The 20,283-nt window shown below is 66.9% G+C and carries 17 protein-coding genes; 9 read left to right on the plus strand and 8 right to left on the minus strand.

Annotated elements, in window-relative coordinates:
* Positions 1-19: 19 nt before the first annotated feature.
* Positions 20-1,060: an LLM class F420-dependent oxidoreductase gene (locus tag KB201_RS19890; RefSeq protein ID WP_211540174.1), complete on the minus strand. Its 1,041-nt coding sequence runs from the start codon at positions 1,058-1,060 to the stop codon at positions 20-22.
* A 297-nt stretch (positions 1,061-1,357) separates the two neighbouring features.
* Here KB201_RS19890 and KB201_RS19895 point away from each other — a divergent pair, with 297 nt between their 5' ends.
* The 7 genes from KB201_RS19895 (at position 1,358) to KB201_RS19925 (ending at position 10,067) form a co-directional block, all read left to right on the plus strand.
* Positions 1,358-2,560: an acyl-CoA dehydrogenase family protein gene (locus KB201_RS19895; RefSeq protein WP_249146100.1), complete on the plus strand. Its 1,203-nt coding sequence runs from the start codon at positions 1,358-1,360 to the stop codon at positions 2,558-2,560.
* A 58-nt stretch (positions 2,561-2,618) separates the two neighbouring features.
* Positions 2,619-4,478 (plus strand): acyl-CoA dehydrogenase, encoded by a 1,860-nt coding sequence (locus KB201_RS19900; RefSeq protein ID WP_211540177.1) that lies wholly within the window; start codon positions 2,619-2,621, stop codon positions 4,476-4,478.
* 175 nt (positions 4,479-4,653) lie between these two features.
* Positions 4,654-5,550, plus strand: coding sequence for an alpha/beta hydrolase (locus KB201_RS19905; protein ID WP_211540178.1), 897 nt, complete (start codon positions 4,654-4,656; stop codon positions 5,548-5,550).
* Between the two features lie 18 nt (positions 5,551-5,568).
* The gene (locus KB201_RS19910; RefSeq protein WP_211540179.1) at positions 5,569-6,093 is read left to right on the plus strand and encodes a flavin reductase family protein; all 525 of its coding nucleotides are present in this window, start codon (positions 5,569-5,571) and stop codon (positions 6,091-6,093) included.
* Entirely contained in the window at positions 6,090-7,028 is a 939-nt protein-coding gene (locus KB201_RS19915) for an alpha/beta hydrolase (protein WP_211540180.1), read from the plus strand. The genes KB201_RS19910 and KB201_RS19915 overlap by 4 nt, the downstream gene beginning before the upstream one ends.
* Positions 7,029-7,109: 81 nt before the next feature.
* A complete protein-coding gene (locus KB201_RS19920) occupies positions 7,110-7,928 on the plus strand; it encodes an SDR family NAD(P)-dependent oxidoreductase (RefSeq protein WP_211540181.1) in 819 nt (272 codons plus the stop codon).
* 15 nt (positions 7,929-7,943) lie between these two features.
* A complete protein-coding gene (locus KB201_RS19925; RefSeq protein ID WP_249146121.1) occupies positions 7,944-10,067 on the plus strand; it encodes a molybdopterin-dependent oxidoreductase in 2,124 nt (707 codons plus the stop codon).
* On the opposite strand, the gene KB201_RS19930 is transcribed toward KB201_RS19925, so the two are convergent.
* Positions 10,061-12,067 carry a glycoside hydrolase family 15 protein gene (locus KB201_RS19930; RefSeq protein WP_078112966.1) on the minus strand — a complete coding sequence of 669 codons (2,007 nt, stop codon included), beginning with the start codon at positions 12,065-12,067 and terminating at the stop codon, positions 10,061-10,063. The genes KB201_RS19925 and KB201_RS19930 overlap by 7 nt on opposite strands.
* 151 nt (positions 12,068-12,218) lie before the next feature.
* Between KB201_RS19930 and KB201_RS19935 the strand changes: the two genes are divergently transcribed.
* Positions 12,219-12,419 (plus strand): hypothetical protein, encoded by a 201-nt coding sequence (locus KB201_RS19935; RefSeq protein WP_211540185.1) that lies wholly within the window; start codon positions 12,219-12,221, stop codon positions 12,417-12,419.
* A 225-nt stretch (positions 12,420-12,644) separates the two neighbouring features.
* Here the strand turns inward: KB201_RS19935 and KB201_RS19940 are convergent, their stop codons facing one another.
* From KB201_RS19940 to KB201_RS19960, 5 genes are read right to left on the minus strand one after another with little or no spacing between them, the layout of a single operon-like run.
* On the minus strand, positions 12,645-13,382 hold the full coding sequence (locus KB201_RS19940; RefSeq protein ID WP_211540187.1) for a sirohydrochlorin chelatase: 738 nt from the start codon (positions 13,380-13,382) through the stop codon (positions 12,645-12,647).
* Positions 13,379-14,674 (minus strand): sulfate adenylyltransferase subunit 1, encoded by a 1,296-nt coding sequence (locus tag KB201_RS19945; protein ID WP_211540189.1) that lies wholly within the window; start codon positions 14,672-14,674, stop codon positions 13,379-13,381. Before KB201_RS19945 ends, KB201_RS19940 begins: the two co-directional genes overlap by 4 nt.
* A complete protein-coding gene (cysD, locus tag KB201_RS19950) occupies positions 14,674-15,687 on the minus strand; it encodes a sulfate adenylyltransferase subunit CysD (RefSeq protein ID WP_211540191.1) in 1,014 nt (337 codons plus the stop codon). Before cysD ends, KB201_RS19945 begins: the two co-directional genes overlap by 1 nt.
* Positions 15,669-16,448 carry a phosphoadenylyl-sulfate reductase gene (locus KB201_RS19955; RefSeq protein WP_055475483.1) on the minus strand — a complete coding sequence of 260 codons (780 nt, stop codon included), beginning with the start codon at positions 16,446-16,448 and terminating at the stop codon, positions 15,669-15,671. Before KB201_RS19955 ends, cysD begins: the two co-directional genes overlap by 19 nt.
* Positions 16,445-18,208 carry a nitrite/sulfite reductase gene (locus tag KB201_RS19960; RefSeq protein ID WP_211540193.1) on the minus strand — a complete coding sequence of 588 codons (1,764 nt, stop codon included), beginning with the start codon at positions 18,206-18,208 and terminating at the stop codon, positions 16,445-16,447. Before KB201_RS19960 ends, KB201_RS19955 begins: the two co-directional genes overlap by 4 nt.
* A 369-nt stretch (positions 18,209-18,577) precedes the next feature.
* Between KB201_RS19960 and hemW the strand changes: the two genes are divergently transcribed.
* A complete protein-coding gene (gene hemW / locus KB201_RS19965) occupies positions 18,578-19,777 on the plus strand; it encodes a radical SAM family heme chaperone HemW (RefSeq protein WP_211540194.1) in 1,200 nt (399 codons plus the stop codon).
* A 19-nt stretch (positions 19,778-19,796) separates the two neighbouring features.
* Here hemW and KB201_RS19970 read toward each other — a convergent pair whose 3' ends face one another.
* Positions 19,797-20,255 (minus strand): type II toxin-antitoxin system VapB family antitoxin, encoded by a 459-nt coding sequence (locus tag KB201_RS19970; RefSeq protein ID WP_058252083.1) that lies wholly within the window; start codon positions 20,253-20,255, stop codon positions 19,797-19,799.
* Positions 20,256-20,283 lie beyond the last annotated feature (28 nt).

Genomic DNA, 20,283 nt, shown 5'->3' on the forward strand with positions numbered 1-20,283 from the left:
TTCGGATGAGGGGGTCGGGTCAGTCGATGAGCGCGCGGAGGGCCTCAACAGCTGCGAGCCGTTCGGTGTGGGTATCAGCCTTCGGGTCCACGTTGAGCAGGCCGACGCCGAGTTCGTCGAGCATCGCCACACGCTCGGCGACGTACGAAGCGGGCCCGATCAGCGATGTCGCGCGCACCAGTTCGTCGGGGACGGCCGCCGCGGCCTCGGCATGCCGTCCGGCGAGAAACAGTTCCTGGATCGTGGTGGCCTCGTCGTCGAAGCCGTAGCGTCGGGCGAGCGAATTGTAGAAGTTCTTCTCGCGCGATCCCATTCCGCCGATGTACAACGCGAGTTGCGGACGGGCGCGGTCGAGCAGTGACGAGTCGTCGTCGACGATGGCGAACGGCAACCGGACGATGATGTCGAGATCTCCTAGAGCAGGGTCGCGTTTCGCCTTGCCCTGACGCAGGGCATCGCCCCAAACCTGTTGCATCTTCTCGGGATAGAAGAAGATCGGCTCCCATCCCTGCGCCAGTTCGGCGGTCAGCGCGACCATGGTCTCGCCCAGCGCCGCCACCGAGATCGGGATCTCGGGTCGCACCGGGTGGTTGATCAGCTTGAGGGGCTTGCCCAGTCCGGTACCCCGTCCGGGCGGTACCGGGATCTGGAAACGGCGGCCGTCATGGCGAAGTGGTTCGCGGCGCCACACCGTGCGGCAGATCGCGATGGTCTCACGGGTCTTTCCCACGGCATGCTCGAACGCGACTCCGTGGAAACCCTCGACGACCTGGGGGCCTGAGGCGCCGATTCCGAGTCGGAACCGACCCTTCGACACATAATCGAGCCCCGCGGCGGTCATCGCGAGGGTCGCCGGGGTACGCGCGTCGAGGGCGAGGATGCCCGTCGCGAGCTCGATTCTCGTGGTCCGCGCTGCCAGGTACCCGAGCTGAGATACCGCGTCGAAGGTGTATGCCTCCCCGAGGGTCGCGGAGTCGAGTCCCGCAGACTCGTAATCGGCTGTCTCGGAGGCGATCTGCTCGAACGAACGGCCGTAGCCGAGAACTGTGCCGATGCGCATGTGTGGGTATCCCTGCTTCCTTGCTGTTGTCGCCCGATCGGAAGCCGAACGGTGTGGTCTACGCGGCGCGACGGACGCGCGTGGAGCTCGCTGTTAATGATTACTATGCCGCAATCCGAAGGTCAATGACGCTCTAACCTGCAAAATTAATCCTTGACATTAGTACTTACTATGTTAGCTTACTCACATCGGCTTGTTCGGGCGCTGGCATCGGACACCGAGAGTTCACGAGACATCGGTCGCGTCCCCAGACGTCAGCGGGGTGAGCCGATGGACATTCGCACGAAAGGCAACGTCATGACCGAGGTTCTGACCCCAGAAACCACCAACCCGTCGGCCCGAGCGGCCGACTACCTCCAGCGCGCCCGATCGATCGCGTCCCTGATCCGCGACGAGGCCGCTGCGATCGAACGAGAGCGCACCATCACCAAGCCGGTCGCCGATGCGCTGACCGAACTGGGATTGCACGGCATGCTCATCCCGGAGGATCTGGGCGGCGGGGGTCTTCTGCCCAGCGAAGGCATGCAGGTGTTCGAAGAGGTCACCAAGGCCGACGCCTCAGTGGGCTGGGCCTGGATGGCCAGTGAGTGGGGCACCGCCGGCGTCGTGGGTTACCTCGCGCCGGAGGTCGCCGCGACCGTCTTCGGCGCCGATCGCCCGTTCATCGCCGCCGGTCAGCTCCTGCCCCGGCACATGGGTGTGAAGGTCGACGGCGGCTACATCATCGACGGTGACTACTCGTTCGCCAGCGGTTCGGATCACGCGACCTGGATCGGGGCAGGATTCATCGTTGCCGACGAGGACGGCAATCCGATCCCGGGTGATAACGGGCAACCGCAGGCACGCATCGCCCTGATGCCCATAGACCAGGTGGAGTTCTCGAAGAACTGGGACGTATGGGGTCTGGCGGGAACCGGAAGCCACGACTACCGGGTCACGAAGCAGTTCGTCCCCGCCGAATACACGACGCCGACCTTCGGTGGCACACCGACGCGACCGGACGTCATGTACCAGCTGACGAACGAACTGGCCGGTGGTCTGCCGCACGCATCGATCGCACTCGGGATCGCCTCCCGTGCACTGGAACTCGTCGCGGACCTCACCACGGGCAAGATGCGCCCCAACTACACGATGCCGGTCGGTGAAGCGGATTTCTTCCGTATCGACTTCGCCCGCAAGGAAGCCAACCTGCGCGCTGCCCGGCTCTACGTCTATGACGTCACCCGTGCCGCCGAGGCCACCGTGGCGGCGGGTGACCCGATCACTGCCGAGCACGTCGCGCGCGTGACCCAGATGCTGTCGTGGGTGCACGAAGTCGCGCTCGACGTGGTCGAGTTCGCGCACCGCTGGGGTGGCAGCAAGAGCATCGGCTCGACCAGCACACTCGGCCGCTACGTACGGGATATGCATGTGGCGACGCAGCATCTGCTCGTCGATCCCAAGATGCTCGTCGATTCCGCTGCCGTTCTCCTGCCGATCTACGCGCAGGCGCAGGACTGATGCGTCGGCATGCCGACCGCGTCGCTCGACCGGGGCATGAGAGGGGAGGCGTCTGACGATGGGGCATTACCGGAGCAATCTCCGCGACGTCGAGTTCAATCTGTTCGAGGTCTTCGGACGCGACGCAGTCCTCGGGACCGGACCCTTCGAGGAGATCGACGCGGAGACGGCGCGGATGGCATTGCGCGAGGTGGAACAACTCGCCCGCGAGCATCTTGCGGAATCCTTCGAGGACTCGGATCGCTCACCGACGGTGTTCGATCCGGTGGGGAACACGGTGACCGTCCCGGCAGCATACGCGGCCACCTACAAGACCTGGCTCGACGCCGAGTGGTGGCGGCTGCGACTGCTACCCGAACTCGGCGGTACCACAGCGCCCAGCTCGTTGAACTGGGCTTTGGCCGAGTTCGTCCTGGGCGCGCACCCCACGCTCTGGACGTATCTGGCATTTCCGACCGGCACGCGTGTGGTGTGGCGTAGGGGCACCGACCGCGACAAGCGCATCGCGGAGATCGTCGCAGCCAACAACTGGGGAGTGACGATGATGCTCACCGAGCCCGAGGCGGGCTCGGACGTCGGAGCGGGTCGGACCACGGCGACTCCGAATGCCGATGGAACCTGGAACCTCGTGGGGGTCAAGCGTTTCATCACCGCCGGCGAGCACGATCTCGCGGACAACATCCTTCACCTCGTTCTTGCCCGCCCGGTGGGAGTCGAGGGTGCGGGTGGTCCGGGTACCAAGGGGCTCAGTCTGTTCCTGGTGCCGAAGCACCACTTCGACATCGCGACAGGCGAACTCACGGGCGAGCGCAACGGTGTCTACGCGACCGGGGTGGAGAAGAAGATGGGCGTCAAGGTGTCGGCGACCTGCGAGATGACGCTCGGCGCCGACCGGCCCGCCCGTGGGTGGCTTCTCGGCGAGGTCCACGACGGGATCAACCAGATGTTCGACGTCCTCGAGGACACGCGGATGATGGTCGGGTGCAAGGCCATTGCGACGCTGTCCACGGGCTATCTCAACGCACTGGAGTATGCGAAGACGCGCGTGCAGGGCGCGGATCTCGCACAGATGTCGGCGCCCGACGCTCCCCGCGTCCCCATCACCGCACACCCCGATGTCCGTCGTTCGCTGCTGGTGCAGAAGTCCTACGCCGAGGGGCTGCGGTCCCTCGTCCTGTACACGGCGACGTGGCAGGACGAGATACTGATGGGCACTGCCGCGGGTGTCGACACCACGCTGGCCGAGGCGGTGAACGATCTCCTGCTGCCGATCGTCAAGGGCTACGGTTCGGAACGGTCGTGGACGATCCTGGGAACGGAGTCGTTGCAGACCTTCGGTGGTTCCGGGTACCTGCAGGACCACCCGATCGAGCAATATGTACGAGACGCGAAGATCGACACCGTTTACGAGGGCACCACGGCGATCCAGGCGCAGGATCTGTTCTTCCGCAAGATCGTTCGGAACAAGGGCGTTGCCTTTGGGCACCTGCTCGAGGAGATCAGGGGGTTCGCATCGGGGCCCGGTCGGGCAGTCTTCGCGGACGAGGCTGCGATGCTGACCGAAGCGGCCGACGCCGTCGGCGCCATCGTGGCCCGGATGACTGCGGATCTGTCCGCTTTCAACCCGCGGTCCGAGGACCCGCGGCCGGAGGGGATCTATCGGGTCGGACTGAACGCCACACGTCTGATGTTCGCCATGGGCGACCTCCTCGTGGCCTGGTTGCTCCTCCGCGGCGGGGTGGTGGCCTCGAGCGCGCTGGACAGCGCGCCCGCGGGTGATGAACGGGCGTTCTACGAGGGCAAGGCGGGAGCGGCGCGGTTCTTCGCAGGTGAGGTCCTGCCGATCGTGGTCGCCGGAGCTCGCGTGGCCGGTGCCGTGGACGGCTCCGTGATGCGATTGCCCGTCGAGGCCTTCTGAACCGACCGTCGAGTCACCGATTCGACATCACCAGGTGAATGTCCACTCAGCGGCAATCCGCCGTACACGTTCGCTGTACTCGAAAATTACTACCATAGTTAATAGTAATTATGTAACATGACTCACATTCCGGCCGTGAATGCAGAGCCGGAGAACCATTCCAATCGGAGGAAACATGGCCAGAACCCCTGAGCTCGAGCGTGTGGAGAAGATGTACCTCGAGGGCTTCCCGGACCCGGCGACCGCGACGGTCGACGATCTCCGGGAGGCCTATGACCGGCTCTTCTTGCAGTTCGAGCTCCCCGAGGATGTCCAGCCGTCCGAAGGCGAAGCCGGCGGCGTCCCGGTTCTCGAGGTCGCGGCGAAGGGCGCTGCACCGGACAAGGTGCTTGTCTGGTTCCACGGTGGCGGCAACATCATGGGGAGCGCACGAGGCTTTCAGGAACTCGGCCACAACCTGTCACGGGCCTCGGGCGCGACAGTGGTCCTCGCCGACTTTCGGCGAGCACCCGAGCATGCGTTCCCGGCGGCCGCGGATGACGCGGTCGCGGTGATCGGCGCACTCGTCGAACGGTATGGCGCGAACAACGTCGCCGTCGGTGGCGATTCCGCCGGCGGCGGGCTGGTGCTCGGAGCAATCGTCGCCCTTCGGGACAGGGGTGAAAGCCTGCCTGTCGCTGCGGTATTCATCTCCCCGCTGCTCGATCTGACCGCCAGCGGCGACAGTATCGACGAGTTCGATGGCAAAGACATCGCTGTATCCCGGGGTTCGATCGGGAACGTCAGCGAGGCATATCTACAGGGCCACGACCCCAGCGACCCCGTCGCGTCACCACTCTTCGCGCAGCTACACGGACTGCCGCCGACTCTGTTCATGGTCGGCTCGGGTGAGGTGTTGCGTGATGATTCGCGTCGAGCAGCCGCGAAGATCGTCGAGGCCGGTGGATCGGCCTCGGTGTCGCTGTACGACGACATGGTTCACGTCTGGCCCCTGTTCTCGTCGATCCTCCCCGAGGGAATGGATGCCGCCGACGAAGCCGGCGTCTTCCTTCGGAAGAACCTGTCGGTCTGACGAGGAGAGGACTTCCGAATGCCAGCCCAACAACTCGACGACCTCGGCTCCCGCTTTCGTGAGGCCATGGCGTCGGTATGCACTCCGGTTGCGGTGGTCACGGCGATGGACGGAGCACGTCCGCACGGAACGACCGTGAGTGCGTTCGCCTCCTTGTCGATGACGCCGCCTTCGCTGCTTGTCTCGCTTGATCGCGGTTCCGAACTCCTCGGTCTGGTCTTGAAGGCTGGTGCCTTCGGGATGAATGTTCTGGGGAGTTCGCAGTCGACGCTCGCCGGCCAGTTCGCGCGAAAGGGTGTGGACAAGTTCGACGGGGTCTCGTGGCGCGTCGATGCCGGCGTTCCGCGCATCGACGAGGTGCCTCATTGGCTTGCCGCAGACCTCATGCACACGGCCGAGGTGGCAGACCACATCGTCGTGTTCGGCCGAGTTGTCGAGGTGGTCAGCGAAACGATCGCACCGCTGACGTACCACGCTCGTAGCTTCGGCACCCACGCGGCGCTACCGCCGGTCGGCTCGGCCAACGGCCCCAAGCGCTCATGACGGGTTGCCGCACCGGGGGAGAGGATGAGGACCCACTCGTCCGGGCCCGGAACCGGCTGGCCGCGGTGCTGGGAAATCGCCGGGCTCGGCTCGACGATCTACGGAACGGCTTCGACGCGATGATGCTCGAAGCAGATCTGGAAGACGATGTGTCGGTGGCCGACCTGTCCATCGGTGACGTGCCCGCATTGCGAGTCCAGGCAGGCCCGGTGACCGAGGACCGGGTTCTCGTCTGGTTCCATGGAGGCGGCTACGTGATAGGCAGTCCGCGTGGGTATCAGTTTGCCGCCGCGGCACTGTCGAGGTCGATCGGGGCGCCCGTCGTCGTGCCCGACTACCGACTCGCGCCCGAACATCCGTTTCCCGCCGCGGTCGACGACGCCACGACCGTCGTCGACGCGATCATCGCCGAGTACGGCCCGGAAAATACCGTCATCGGCGGCGATTCGGCGGGCGGTGGACTATCCGTGGCGGTGCTTGTCCGTGCGCGGGACCGCGGTCTCCCACTGCCGGCAGCCGCCGTCGTCGTGTCTCCGCTCGCCGATTTCACCGGCTCCGGTGAGAGCATCACGAGCAACAGACACACAGATCCGGTCATCACGGAACGCTCGTTGCGCGACCTGAGAGCCGCGTACCTCGGTGACACTGATGCCGAGAACCCGCTCGCCTCACCGGTCTTCGCCGATCTACGGGGACTGCCACCGATCCTGTTCCTCGCCAGCGATTCCGAGATCCTGCTCGACGACGCGGTGCGCCTTCATCGAAATGTGCAGGCGAGGTATGGGTCCAGCGTGCTCTCGGTGTATTCCGAGACCTTCCACGCCTGGACGCTCTCCACCGACATCCTGCCGCGCGCTCGCGAAGGGGTCGCCGAGATCGGGGCGTTTGTCGGCGACGTGCTGCGGCGCGCGGAAACGGCGCCTTCGACACCGTGACCGCCGTGAGCCGACGGCACTTGGACACTACGACACGGCGACCCAATCCGATGATGATCCAACGAAAAGGAAGACGCACAGATGCCCGACTTCGAGAACAAAGTGGCCATCGTGACCGGCGCGACGACTGTCGAGCCGGGTGGCCTCAACATCGGCGGTGCCACCGCAACCGAACTGGCGGCAGGTGGAGCGCTCGTCGCGCTGGCCGACGTCAACATTGCGGGGGCGCAGGCGTTGGCCGACCAGCTCAATCTGCGCCACGGCCGACAGGTGGCAATCGCGATCGAGACCGATGTTCGCCACGAATCACAGGTCAAGCGGTTGGTGGAGGCCACTGTCGAGCAGCTCGGCGAACCCACGATCGTCATCAACATCGCCGGGATCTTTCCGGCTGAGGACGGCGACGTCGCCACGATGACGGTGGAAGCCTGGGACGACGTCCTCGCCGTGAATCTGCGAAGTGTGATGCTGATGAGCAAGCACACGCTGCCGTACCTGCGCAAAGGCGGCGGAGCGATCGTCAACACCGCGTCCACCCATGGATCTGCGGGTGACACGAGTCTCAGTGGTTACGGTGCCTCCAAAGCAGGTGTCATCGCGTTGACCAAGTTCCTGGCCACCCAGTACGGCCGAGAAGGCGTGCGCTGCAACGCCGTCAGTCCGGGAACCACGTCCTCGCCCCCGGCCCAGCAGCTACCCGAGGAGATCAAGGACATCTTCCGGCGCCAGAACCTGAATCCCGAGATGCCCACCCCTGAACAGCAGGCCAAGGTGTTTGCCTTTCTCGCCTCCGATGACGCCGCCGGCATCAACGGACAGGAGGTCAAGGTCGACGCGGGTCTGCTTTCCCACCAGCCCATGGTCGCCGACATGCTCGCACTCGGAGCCACGACGGTCTGAGCGGGACTTGTCGTGATGCCGCTGAGGGGCGACCACACCACCGAACGTCGAACGCAACCGACGTTCTGCCGGATCTGTAGCGCGACATGTGGATTGATCGCGACAGTCGCGAACGGCGAGGTGACCCGTGTGGTCGGCGACCGAGAGCATCCGCTCTCGGCCGGGTACGCCTGCCATAAGGGGCTCAACTCGTTTCGGCACGCGACGTCCCCTGATCGCATACTCCGGCCGCTCGTCCGGGACCCCGAAGGTGGGTTCCGGACGGTGACCGCGGAAGAAGCCGTGGATTTCGCGGCGTCGCGGCTCAGGACGATCCTCGAGCGAGACGGCCCGGACGCGATAGCTCTGTTCGGGGGTACGCAGGGCTACTTCAACTCAGCGGGAGCGATCCTGGCCCCGGCGTTCGCACAGGCACTGGGGACCACGTCGTTCTTCTCGCCATGGACCATCGATCAATCCGCGAAGACCGTCACGGCCGGTCGTCTCGGCTCGTGGTCAGCAGGTCGACATCGGTGGGAGACGGCAGACACGTGGATGATCGTCGGAAGCAATCCTCTGGTGTCGGTGACGTCCGGCGCGGGCAACTCGTCCTGGCATGTGACCCGCAGTTTTCAGCAGGCCCGACGACGCGGGATGAAGTTGATCGTCATCGATCCGCGGCGTACCGAGACCGCTGCCTACGCCGCGCTCCACCTGCAACCCCGACCCGGGCAGGACGCCGCGATCATCGCATGCCTGCTGCGGGAGATCATCAGTCGAGGTCTCCACGACTCGGACTTCTGCGCGCGGTACGTCGACGGTTTCGACGAGTTACGGCGCGGCGTCGAGCCGTTCACGCCGGCCCTTGTCGCGGATCGTGCCGGCCTCGAGTCCGCAGACCTCGTCCGCGCGGCGGAGATGTTCGCAGGCGCCACGCGCGGATGCGCGGGTACCAGCACGGGAGCCACGATGTCGGTCCGATCGAACCTCACGGACCACCTCGTGGAGTGTCTGAACGTGATCACCGGTCGGTTCCTCCGCGCCGGCGAAACGGTGACCAATCCCGGTGTCACCACACCCGCGTCGCCCCGCCGCGCGGAGGTCGTGGCTCCCGGGCGTCCGTGGGACAGCGTGCCCAGAACCAGGGTTCGCGGCCTGGGGCGGATACCGAGTGTGTATGGGGGAATGGAGTTGCCGTGTGCGGTGATGGCCGAGGGAATCCTCACACCGGGGGACGGCCAGATCCGAGCGATGCTCTCGATCGGAAGAAATCCGGTCGCCGCCGTACCGGGACGACGATCCATCGAACGCGCCTTCAAGTCGTTGGAACTGTTGATCTGTGTGGTGCCTTTCCACACGGCGACAACCAGATACGCCGATGTCGTCTTTCCGTCACGGCTGCAGTTCGAACGCGCTGATCTGTCGATGACGGCCGGGCGGAGCTCGGTCCCGTTCGCCCAGTACACCGAGCCCGTCGACGAGGCTCCGCCGGATTCGGAGTTGATCGACGACGCCGAGGTGCTCTGGGCGCTGGCGCGTGCACTCGGCATCGAGCTGAGGGTCAACGACGCCGAATTAACCAGTGCAGCGACGCCATCCACCGAGACGGTCCTCAGGGCAGCGACTGTCGGCGCGCAGGTGCCGTTCAGCGACGTCGCCGAGCACGCTCACGGTCATATCTTCGACGTTCCGTCACAGATCGTCGAGCCAGGCCGCGGTACGGCCCGGTTCTCGGTTCTGCCCGAGGATGTCGGACGTGAACTGAGCGAGTTGGTGGAAGAGGAGCCAGAACCGCACGGCGACAACGAATTCTCTCTCATCGTCCGGCGCATGCGCGAGGCGGCGAACAGTGTGGGTGCCGGCCGGGAGTGGACAGAGACGCGGGCGCCCACGAGTCCTGTCAGCTTGCACCCGGCCGATCTGCGAGCCCTGGGCGTCGATGCAGGCGGTCCGGTCACCATTCGCTCGAGGCATGGTTCGGTTGTCGCGGTCACCGCGCAGGATGCGACTCTCCGACGAGGTGTCGCCTCTCTCACACATGCGTGGGATCTCCCGAACGGGGCCGACAGCAACACGCTCACCACCGTGGGCAGCGACTACCCCGACCATCAATGGGATGCCGTTGATGTCGGGACTGAAGGTCACGATCGAGGTCAGTGATTCGCCGGCTGGAAGGTGGCCTGGTGGGCGGCTTCCTCGGCGCGGATCACATGCATCACCGCGTTGATGAGGGCGAGGTGGGTGAACGCCTGCGGGAAGTTGCCGAGGTGCTGTCCGGTCTTGGCGTCGATCTCCTCGGCGTACAGCTTGAGCGGGCTCGAGTAGGACAGCAGTCGTTCACACAGCGTCTTCGCCCGTGGCAGTTCGCCGATCTCGACGAGGGCCGACACCAGCCAGAACGAGCAGATGGTGAACGTACCCTCCTCGCCGCTGAGGCCGTCGTCGGTCTCCTCGACCCGGTAGCGGAGCACCAGTTCGTTCTCGGTGAGTTCGTCGGCGATCGCGAGAACCGTTGCGCGCACCCGGGGGTCGTCCGGCGGCAGGAATCGCAGCAGCGGGACGAGCAGCAACGAGGCATCGAGCGCGTCGTCGCCGTAACGCTGGGTGAACACCCCGCGCTCGTTGACCCCGTGCGCCAGGACGTCGGCCCTGATCTCCTCCGCGATCGCCGCCCATTCGCGCGCGTGCGCCTGCTCGCCGTGCATCGTCGCGAGGCGTGACCCGCGGTCGAGCGCAACCCAGCACATCACCTTCGACGACGTGAAATGCTGCGGCTCCCCACGCACCTCCCAGATGCCGCGGTCGGGGTCCTTCCAGTGCTTGATCGCTTCTTCGACCTGGGCCTTCAACACGGGCCACAGCGTCTCCGGCACCGCTTCGTGCGATTTGATGTTGAGGTACACCGAGTCGAGCATCGTGCCCCAGATGTCGTGCTGTGCCTGGTTGTACGCGCCGTTGCCGATACGGACCGGCCGGGCGCCGTCGTAGCCCGAGAGATGGGTCAGCTCTTCCTCTTCCAGGGTGCGTTCGCCGCCGACGCCGTACATCACCTGCAGCGGATGACGTTCACCGTTGGTGATGCCCGAGACATCGGCGATGAAGGAGAAGAAGTCGTCGGCCTCGCGGTCGAGACCGAGCGTGTAGAGACCCCACAGGGCGAAGGTCGAGTCACGCACCCACGCATAGCGGTAGTCCCAGTTACGTTCGCCCTGAGGGGTTTCCGGCAGCGACGTGGTCGCGGCGGCGAGCAGCGCGCCGGTCGGGGAGTAGGTGAGTCCCTTCAGCGTGAGGGCCGAACGCTGCAGATGTGAGCGCCACGGATGATCGGGGAAGCTGCCGATGTTGATCCATTGTCGCCACGACTCGCTTGTCGCCCACATCTTCTGGGCGGCTTCCTCGAAGTTCTGCGGCGCCGGCTGCCGGGACCAGCTGAGTGCGACGAAGCGGTTGTCGCCTTCGACGAGCCGGGTACGTGCCCGCGCTTCGCGACCCTCCAGACCCAGCCGGAGGTCCGTGGTGAGTTTCAGGGTGGGCGTGTCGGCATCGGTGTCCTTGGCGGTCGCGATCGCCTCGCCGTAGGCCGGGCCCGAGTACTCCCACTTCGTCGTCCCGCGGTGGTAGTCGAAGGCGGGTTCGCAACTCATGTGCAGTTCGACGGTGCCGGACACGCAGCGCACGGTGCGCAGCAGGATGTGTTCGGCGTCCCAGTCGGTGGGCGTCCGGCGGTGCGTCTTCGAACGACGTTCGTTGTCGTGCCACGGACCCATGACCAGTGCGTCACGGACGATGATCCAACCGGTGTCGGTCTGCCAGGTGGTCTCGACCATCAGGCTGCCGGGCAGGTAGCGCCGATCCACCGGGACGTTCACGCCGTAGGGCGCCAGTCGGAAGTGGCCGGCACTACGGTCGAGGATGGCGCCGAAGACGCTCGGGGAGTCGGGCCGGGGGATGCACATCCACTCGACGGAGCCGTTGCGCGCGATGAGACAGTTGGTCTCGGTGTCGGATAGGAACGCGTAGTCGCCGATCGGCGGGAAGGCGCTCGTGTGCGACGGTGCCGGGGGAGCCGCCGGGGAGACGTCGGCGTCGGCCGCGGTCCCGGATGCCCGCGGCGGCACGGTCGGCAGGGACGTTACGGTGGAGTCATCTGCGACAGACATGAGTTCCATCATTGCGACGGGTTCTCGCCGACGCCACTCGGCTCCCGTGACCGAGACAGTGGCGGTGATCACGGACTCGGAGCGACGCAGATGCCGCGGACGGGTATACGGCTCCCCGCGGGAACGGATGCACGGATGACGGGGTGATGAGGTGTCGGCGTTCTTCGACTGGTGGGACAGCGTGGAGGAGTGGCTCACGGGCCTGTCCTTCGTGCCCCAGTTGCTGGTGACCGTCGCCGTCGTGATCCCGGTGGCGATCCTCATCGCCTACGCGCTCAGTCTGCTGGTCGACGCCGCCGCCACGCTGGTCGACCGACGCCGCTTCGCCGACGACGACGGGACCGGATTGTGAAGAAGATACTGCGTTCGCCGGTCACCTTCGCGCTGCTCGCGCTGCTGGTCCTGGTCATCATCGCCTGGCTTGTCACGGGCTGAGCGTCATCCGCTTCGCGGCTTGTTTCTCATGCTCCCTGAGGTGCGAGCGAAGCGAGCCACGAAGAGCATGGTGACGTGCCTCGCCCGCCCTTCGTGGCTCGTCGCTAACGCTCCTCGCACCTCAGGGAGCAGAGGTTCGAGGTCAGCGGACCGCGGGGACAGCTCGTTGATCCGCCGCCGTGCGGTAGAGCGACCCGATCGCCTCGATGACGTCCGGATGGGTGCCGAGGGGGCCGGCGACGAGGGTGTCGTCGAACAGGGCGTCGAGCGCCGACTCGACTCGCTCGGTGAGCAGTCCGGCCGACAGGAAGTACGGACTCACCGCGATACGTCGGGCACCGCCGGCGCGGAGTCGGCGCACCGCCGAGACGACGGCGCGGTTGTGCGGCCCCAGCTTGGTCGCGAAGACCACCTCGACCGGACGGTGGAGCCGTGTCGAGAGTTCGATCGCCCGTAGGCGCACCGAACGATCGGCAGCCGGGTCGGAGGAACCGACCGCGGACAGGATCACACCGTCGTGGGGGCCGAGGCCGGCCTCGATCAGACGGTCCGCCAGTGCCCCGGCCAACGACCGGGTCCCCATGACGTCGGTCTGCCGGGCGGTCGGACGTCGCGACGCGATGATCGACGGTAGGTCGATCTTGTGGTGGTACCCCGCCGACAGCAGCATCGGTACGACGACGGGACCGTGGTGCGGCGAATCCGACCCGCCCAGCTGTCCGAGGACGTCGCCCACGAGTGGCTCGTCGAGGTCGAGATAGGAGAGCACCACCTCGACACCGGGCAGGCTCGACGCGACGGCGTTCCGCACACGGCGCGCGGTCGCGCCGAAGCGCGGATCGCGACTGCCGTGTGCGGCGAGGACGAGAGTCGGTGTCACACCAACTCTTTGAGATGGAGCGGCGCCAAGGCGTCGCCCACGAGGCCCGCGGCCAGCGTGTTCCCGCCCTGCGGGTCTATGACCAGGAAGCTGCCCGACTCCCGGTTGACCTGGTAGTCGTCGGCCGGGATCGGCTCGGCGGTCTGCACCGAGATCCGCACGATCTGGTTGAGCTCCACCGATTCCGGAGCCTCCACCAGGGCGAGGTTCTGCTCGTCGAACAGCGCGTCGAGGGCGCCGACGATCGCCTGGGTGGTCTTGGTGCCGTGCTTGAGGAGCAGGCGAGCGCCCGGGCGCAGCGGCTTCTCGGCGAGCCAACAGACCGTTGCGCTGAACTGCTGCAACGGTTCCGGGGCGTCAGCGGCGGCGGCGATGAGGTCGCCGCGCGAGATGTCGACGTCGTCTGTCAGCAGAATCGTGACACTGCGTCCGGTGTGCGCGGTGGGCAATTCGCCGTCGGCGGTGTCGATCTGGCTGACGGTGGTCCGCTGCCCCGACGGCAGGACGACCACCTCGTCGCCGACGGAGACCCGGCCGGCGGCGATCTGACCCGCGTAACCGCGGTAGTCGGGGTGTTCCGGCGTGCGGGGACGGATGACGTACTGGACCGGGAACCGCAGGCCGACGTCGTTGCGCTCCACCAGATTGGGCACGGTCTCGAGATGCTCGATGAGTGTCGGCCCGTCGTAGAAGGCGGTGGTCTCCGAGCGGTGGGCCACGTTGTCGCCGTGCAGCGCCGACACCGGGATCGCGGTGACCTGCTCGTCGGACCAGCCCAGCGATCGGGTGAGTTCGGCGAACTCAGCGGAGATCTCGGCGAACACCGATGCCTGATCGGTCACGAGGTCGATCTTGTTGACCGCGAGCACCAGCTGGGGCACGCCGAGCAGGGCCATCACCGCGGCGTGGCGGCGGGTCTGGGCGACGACGCCGGTGCGGGCGTCGACGAGCAGGATCACCAGTTGCGCAGTCGACGCACCCGACACCGTGTTGCGGGTGTACTGGACGTGCCCGGGGGTGTCGGCGAGCACGAACGAGCGCGCGGGAGTGGCGAAGTAGCGGTAGGCGACATCGATGGTGATGCCCTGTTCGCGCTCGGCCCGCAGCCCGTCGACGAGCAGCGACAGGTCCGGGGTGTCGAGACCGCGGTCCACCGACGCCTTCGTGACCGCGTCGATCTGGTCGGCCAGAACGGATTTCGTGTCGTACAGCAGGCGGCCCACCAGCGTGGACTTACCGTCGTCGACGCTGCCCGCGGTCGCGATGCGGAGGAGATCAGGAGCGTGCTTCATCAGAAATATCCTTCGCGCTTACGGTCTTCCATGGCGGCCTCGGAGACCCGGTCGTCGCCACGGGTTGCGCCACGCTCGGTCAGCCGCGACGCGGCGACCTCGGCGAGCACGGCCTCGTTGTCCGTGGCGTCGGACAGGACCGCGCCGGTCGAGGAGCCGTCGCCGACGGTGCGGTAGCGCACCGAGAGTCGCTGCACCTCTTCGCCTTCGCGGGGACCGCCCCAGACTCCCGAGGTCATCCACATGCCGTCGCGCTGGTAGACCTCGCGCTCGTGGGCGTAGTAGATCGACGGGAGGAGCACCTGTTCGCGAGCGATGTAGCGCCAGATGTCGAGCTCGGTCCAGTTCGACAGCGGGAACACCCGCACGTGCTCGCCCGGGGCGTGGCGGCCGTTGTAGAGGTTCCACAGCTCGGGGCGCTGTCGCTTCGGGTCCCACTGGCCGAAGGCGTTGCGCAGCGAGAAGATCCGCTCCTTGGCGCGCGACCGCTCCTCGTCGCGCCGACCGCCGCCGAACACCGCGTCGAAACGGTTCTCGGTGATCGCGTCGAGCAGGGGGATGGTCTGCAGCGGGTTGCGGACCCCGTCGGGGCGCTCGGTGAGCCGACCGTCGGCGAGGTAGTCCTCCACCTTGGCCACATGCAGGCGCAGGTTGTGCCGTTCCACGACCTGGTCACGGAACTCGAGGACCTCGGGCAGGTTGTGCCCGGTGTCGACGTGCAGCAGCGAGAAGGGCAGGGGCGCAGGCCAGAACGCCTTGAGCGCGACGTGCAGGAGCACGGTGGAGTCCTTGCCGCCGGAGAACAGGATCACCGGCCGCTCGAACTCTCCCGCGACCTCGCGGAAGATGTGGATCGCCTCGGACTCCAGGGCGTCGAGTGTGGTGAACTCGTCGGCCTCCGCGGCGGCGCCGCTCGTCTGGGCAGCGGCGGCGCCGCTCGTCTGGGCAGCGGCCACGCCGGGCGTCGCCGGAACGGACGGTGTTTCGGTCACGGTCATGCGTGCAGCCCACATTCTGTCTTGGCGCGACCGGCCCAGCGGCCGCTGCGCGGATCGGATCCGGGTTCGGGTTTGGCGGTGCACGGTGCGCACCCGATCGAGGGGTATCCCTCGTCGACGAGCGGATTCACCAGCACGCCGTTGGTGTCGATGTAGTCCTGCATCGTCTCGTCGGACCAGGCCGCGATCGGATTGATCTTGACCAGTCCGAAGCCCTCGTCGAAGGAGATGAGCGGGGCGTTGGCCCGAGTCGGTGCCTCCACACGACGGATGCCTGTGATCCACGCGTCGTACCCGGCGAGCCCGGCCTTGAGCGGCACGACTTTCCGCAGTCGGCAGCATTCGCCCGGGTCGCGGGCGAAGAGGTTGCGGCCCAACAGTTCGTCCTGCTCGGCGACGCTGTGCTCGGGGGTCAGGTTCACCATCTCCACGCCCGGTCGAGCGAAGCGAGGGGCAGAATGGTTATAGACCTGCTCGACGGCGTCGCGGGTGCCGATGGTCTCGGCGAAGTGGTATCCGGTGTCGAGGAAGAGCACCTTGACCGGGTCGCCGTCGAGCAACTCACGGTCGATGTTCTTCACGGCGAGGTCGACCAGGGCCGCGTCCTGCATGTTCGACGCGACGACGAAGTTGGTGCCGAAGGTCTGCGCGGTCCAGCGGATCAATTCCTCCGGGGTGGCGTCGGAACCGAGGTCCGCAGCACCCTTCTCGGCGATGTCCCGCAGCTGGTCCTCGCTGAAGCGCCGGCCCGTACGGGTGGTGGTCTCGATGGTCATCGCAGCGCCTCCTCATCGGCACGAACGGCCCACTGCGCGAACCGTTCACCCTCTTCGCGTTGGTCGACGAAGTTGCGGACCACGCGCTCGATGTAGTCGCCCAGTTCGGTACCCAGCACCTTGTGCTGGCGCAACTTGCGACCGAAACCCGAGTCCAGGCCCAGGCTGCCGCCGAGGTGGACCTGGAAGCCGTCGGTCTGGTTGCCGTCGGCGTCCTCGACGAGCTGTCCCTTGAAGCCGATGTCGGCGATCTGCGACCGTCCGCAGGAGTTGGGGCAGCCGTTGATGTTCACCGTGATCGGCACGTCGAGCTTCGCGTTGATGTCGGACAGCCGCTCGTCCAGTTCCGGGGCGAGGACCTGCGAGCGCTTGCGGGTCTCGGTGAACGACAGCTTGCAGAACTCGATGCCGCTGCACGCCAGCAGGTTCCGGCGCCACCGTGTGGGCCGGCCGTGCAGGCCGAGCGGCTTGAGCTCGTCGATCAGCCACTCGACCTTGTCGTCGGGGACGTCGAGGACGATCAGCTTCTGGTACGGGGTGAAGCGCACACGGTCGGAACCGGCCGCGGCGACCGCGTCGGCGGTCTTGGTCAGGATCGTGCCCGAGACGCGACCGGCGATGGGGGAGAAGCCGATCGCGTTGAGTCCGTTGCTCAGCTTCTGCACACCGATGTGGTCGATCGGACGCTCCGGCTTTTCCGGCGCCGGGCCGTCGATCAGCTTGCGCCCCAGGTATTCGTCCTCGAGCACCTGGCGGAACTTCTCGATGCCCCAGTCCTTGATGAGGAACTTCAGCCGCGCCTTGGCGCGCAGACGTCGGTACCCGTAGTCGCGGAAGATCGAGACCACGGCCTCCCAGACGTCGGGCACCTCGTCGAGCGGCACCCAGGCGCCGACGCGCTGGGCGAGCATCGGGTTGGTGGACAATCCGCCGCCGACCCAGAGGTCCAGTCCGGGGCCGTGCTCGGGATGCACGACGCCGACGAACGCGACGTCGTTGATCTCGTGGACCACGTCCTGCTGGCCCGAGATCGCGGTCTTGAACTTGCGCGGCAGGTTCGAGTACTTCGGGTCGCCGATGTAGCGGCGGACGATTTCGTCGATGGCCGGGGTGGGGTCGAGGACCTCGTCGAGGGACTCGCCGGCGAGCGGCGAACCCAGCACGACGCGGGGGCAGTCGCCGCAGGCCTCGGTGGTCTGCAGCCCCACGCCCTCGAGGCGCTCCCAGATGGTCGGGACGTCCTCGATGCGGATCCAGTGGTACTGGACGTTCTCCCGGTCGGAGAGGTCGGCGGTGTCGCGGGCGAACTCGGTGGAGATCTCACCGAGGGTGCGCAGCTGTTCGACGTTGAGCGCACCGCCGTCGCAGCGCACCCGCATCATGAAGTGGCTGTCCTCGAGGATGTCGATGTTCTCGTCGCCGGTCCAGGTGCCGTCGTAACCCTCGGCGCGCTGGGTGTAGAGACCCCACCAGCGCATCCGGCCGCGCAGGTCCTGTTTGTCGATCGAGTCGAAACCCTGCTTGGAATAGATGTTCTCGATGCGCGCACGCACGTTGAGCGGGTTGTCGTCCTTCTTGACCTGCTCGTTGGGGTTCAGCGGCTCGCGATAACCGAGCTTCCACTGACCCTCGGCGCGGCGCTTGGTCGGACGGGCCTTGCGGGCCGGGCGCGCGGGCTTCGGGGCGACCGGCTCTGCAGCGGCAGCGTCGTTCGGTGCACCCGGACCGGAAGCGGCGGGGGCGTCGGTGGTGGACGTCATGAACTCTCCTGTGCCGGCGCACAGGGCCGGCGTTCGTTGCACGAGTTACGGGCTGAAACGTGCCGGCATCCCCAGGGAATCGGGGACAAATCGGGGCCGAGACGTCGCTAGATGCGACAGAAAGCGCTGTTGACGCGCTTGAGATCAATGTGGCGGCGAGCTGCGAGCCACACCCCGGGGAAAATCACGCGGTCCATAGTGCCACGCTCCCTATCGGCTCGTCTACTTGGGGTTATTTTCCATCATGGTGATGGAAAACCGGGCCGGCCTCCACACCTGCCTGCGCCGCACAACGCCGTCGAGGACCGTGCTGTTCCCGATCGGGGCGACGATTTCCTCCCACGCCGCCGCGATCGGCATCATGGAACGGTGAACGTCGACACCACCACCATCGCAGCCGACCTGGTCGCCGCTGCGTGCCGCGACGTCGACGCGGACGTGCCTCTCGCGCTGTACCTGCACGTCCCGTTCTGCGCGACCCGGTGTGGGTACTGCGATTTCAACACCTATACGGCGGGCGAACTCGGTTCGTCGTCGTCACCGGAATCGTGGCAGCACGCGGTCGCCCGCGAGCTCGAGGCGGCATCGCGGATGCTGGCCCCCACCCGGCCGGTCTCGACGATCTTCGTCGGCGGGGGCACGCCGTCGCTGCTCGGCGGCGACGGCCTCACACGACTCCTCGACGCCGTCCGGGTCCACTTCGACCTGTCCGACGACGTCGAGATCACCGCCGAGTCGAATCCGGAGTCGACTTCGCCGGAGTTCTTCGACGACCTCCGGTCCGCCGGTTTCACCCGCATCTCGCTCGGCATGCAGTCGGCCGCCGCACACGTGCTCAGGCTGCTCGATCGCACGCACACCCCGGGTCGGGCGGTTGCGGCCGCCAGGGAGGCACGAGCGGCCGGGTTCGACCACGTCAACCTCGACCTGATCTACGGCACGCCCGGCGAGACCGACGCCGACCTGCACGCCACCGTCGACGCGGTGCTGGACGCCGGGGTCGACCACGTGTCGGCCTACGCGCTGATCGTCGAGGACGGCACCGCGCTCGCCCGCCGCATCCGGCGCGGGGAGATGCCCGCACCCGACGACGACGTCCTCGCCGACCGCTACCAGATCCTCGACCGCCGTCTGCGTGCGGACGGACTCGACTGGTACGAGGTGTCGAACTGGGCCCGCGGCGAGAAGTCGGTGTGTCGTCACAACATCGCCTACTGGCACAGCCACGACTGGTGGGGCATCGGTCCGGGGGCGCATTCCCACGTCGCGGGCGTGCGCTGGCTGAACGCCAAACATCCTGCGCGCTACGCGAAGTCGCTGGCGGACGGGGTCTTGCCCATCGCATCGGCAGAACAGCTGACCCCCGAGGACCGGCACCTCGAGGCCGTCATGCTGACCACCCGGTGCCGCACCGGACTGCCGCGCGATCTCCTCGACGACGCCGAGACCGCGCATGCCGAACAACTCCGTGCCGACGGACTGCTCACCGCGGCCGACGACGCCTACGTGCTCACCGACGCGGGTCGGTTGCTGGCCGACGGCGTGATCCGCCGCGTGCTCTGGGGCTGACGCGGGGCCGGTTGTCGGCCTACCAGCTCTGATCGGGGCGAGGCGGACTCGTCCAGCCCGTCGATCGCGCCCCGCGCCGATGCGCACCGGGGCCGTCGGGCGTGGTCGGGGGCCGGCGCGCCGGGATCTCGGCGGTGTCCTCGAGTTGCTCGTCGAGGGGTTTGGCCGCATCGGACAGGTCCAGGGCGTCGAGGTCGAGGGTGCGCGCGTGGATGATGTGCCGGTTGCGCAGCGCCGACCGCACCGCGCGATGCAGTCCGTCCTCGAGGTAGAGCTCGCCCTCCCACCGCACGACGTGGGCGAACAGGTCGCCGTAGAAGGTGGAGTCCTCGCTGAGGAGCTTGTCCAGGGCGAGGACCTTCGTGATCGGCGTCAGCTGGTCGAGCCGGAGTTGCCGCGGCGGGATCTTGGCCCAACCACGCGTCGACAGCCCGTGGTCGGGATAGGGCTTGCCCTCCCGCACCCCCTTGAAGATCATGCGAACTCCTCCGACGCCCGTGCCTCGA

The sequence above is a fragment of the Gordonia sp. SCSIO 19800 genome (genome assembly GCF_018132775.1).
In the GTDB taxonomy this organism is placed as follows: domain Bacteria; phylum Actinomycetota; class Actinomycetes; order Mycobacteriales; family Mycobacteriaceae; genus Gordonia; species Gordonia hongkongensis.

What these genes read in the sequence shown, in the direction of transcription:
- KB201_RS19890 (WP_211540174.1), bottom strand. Translation starts at nt 1,060, where the DNA reads ATGCGCATCGGCACAGTTCTCGGCTACGGCCGTTCGTTCGAGCAGATC.
- KB201_RS19895 (WP_249146100.1), top strand. Translation starts at nt 1,358, where the DNA reads ATGACCGAGGTTCTGACCCCAGAAACCACCAACCCGTCGGCCCGAGCG.
- KB201_RS19900 (WP_211540177.1), top strand. Translation starts at nt 2,619, where the DNA reads ATGGGGCATTACCGGAGCAATCTCCGCGACGTCGAGTTCAATCTGTTC.
- KB201_RS19905 (WP_211540178.1), top strand. Translation starts at nt 4,654, where the DNA reads ATGGCCAGAACCCCTGAGCTCGAGCGTGTGGAGAAGATGTACCTCGAG.
- KB201_RS19910 (WP_211540179.1), top strand. Translation starts at nt 5,569, where the DNA reads ATGCCAGCCCAACAACTCGACGACCTCGGCTCCCGCTTTCGTGAGGCC.
- KB201_RS19915 (WP_211540180.1), top strand. Translation starts at nt 6,090, where the DNA reads ATGACGGGTTGCCGCACCGGGGGAGAGGATGAGGACCCACTCGTCCGG.
- KB201_RS19920 (WP_211540181.1), top strand. Translation starts at nt 7,110, where the DNA reads ATGCCCGACTTCGAGAACAAAGTGGCCATCGTGACCGGCGCGACGACT.
- KB201_RS19925 (WP_249146121.1), top strand. Translation starts at nt 7,944, where the DNA reads ATGCCGCTGAGGGGCGACCACACCACCGAACGTCGAACGCAACCGACG.
- KB201_RS19930 (WP_078112966.1), bottom strand. Translation starts at nt 12,067, where the DNA reads ATGTCTGTCGCAGATGACTCCACCGTAACGTCCCTGCCGACCGTGCCG.
- KB201_RS19945 (WP_211540189.1), bottom strand. Translation starts at nt 14,674, where the DNA reads ATGAAGCACGCTCCTGATCTCCTCCGCATCGCGACCGCGGGCAGCGTC.
- cysD (WP_211540191.1), bottom strand. Translation starts at nt 15,687, where the DNA reads ATGTGGGCTGCACGCATGACCGTGACCGAAACACCGTCCGTTCCGGCG.
- KB201_RS19955 (WP_055475483.1), bottom strand. Translation starts at nt 16,448, where the DNA reads ATGACCATCGAGACCACCACCCGTACGGGCCGGCGCTTCAGCGAGGAC.
- KB201_RS19960 (WP_211540193.1), bottom strand. Translation starts at nt 18,208, where the DNA reads ATGACGTCCACCACCGACGCCCCCGCCGCTTCCGGTCCGGGTGCACCG.
- KB201_RS19970 (WP_058252083.1), bottom strand. Translation starts at nt 20,255, where the DNA reads ATGATCTTCAAGGGGGTGCGGGAGGGCAAGCCCTATCCCGACCACGGG.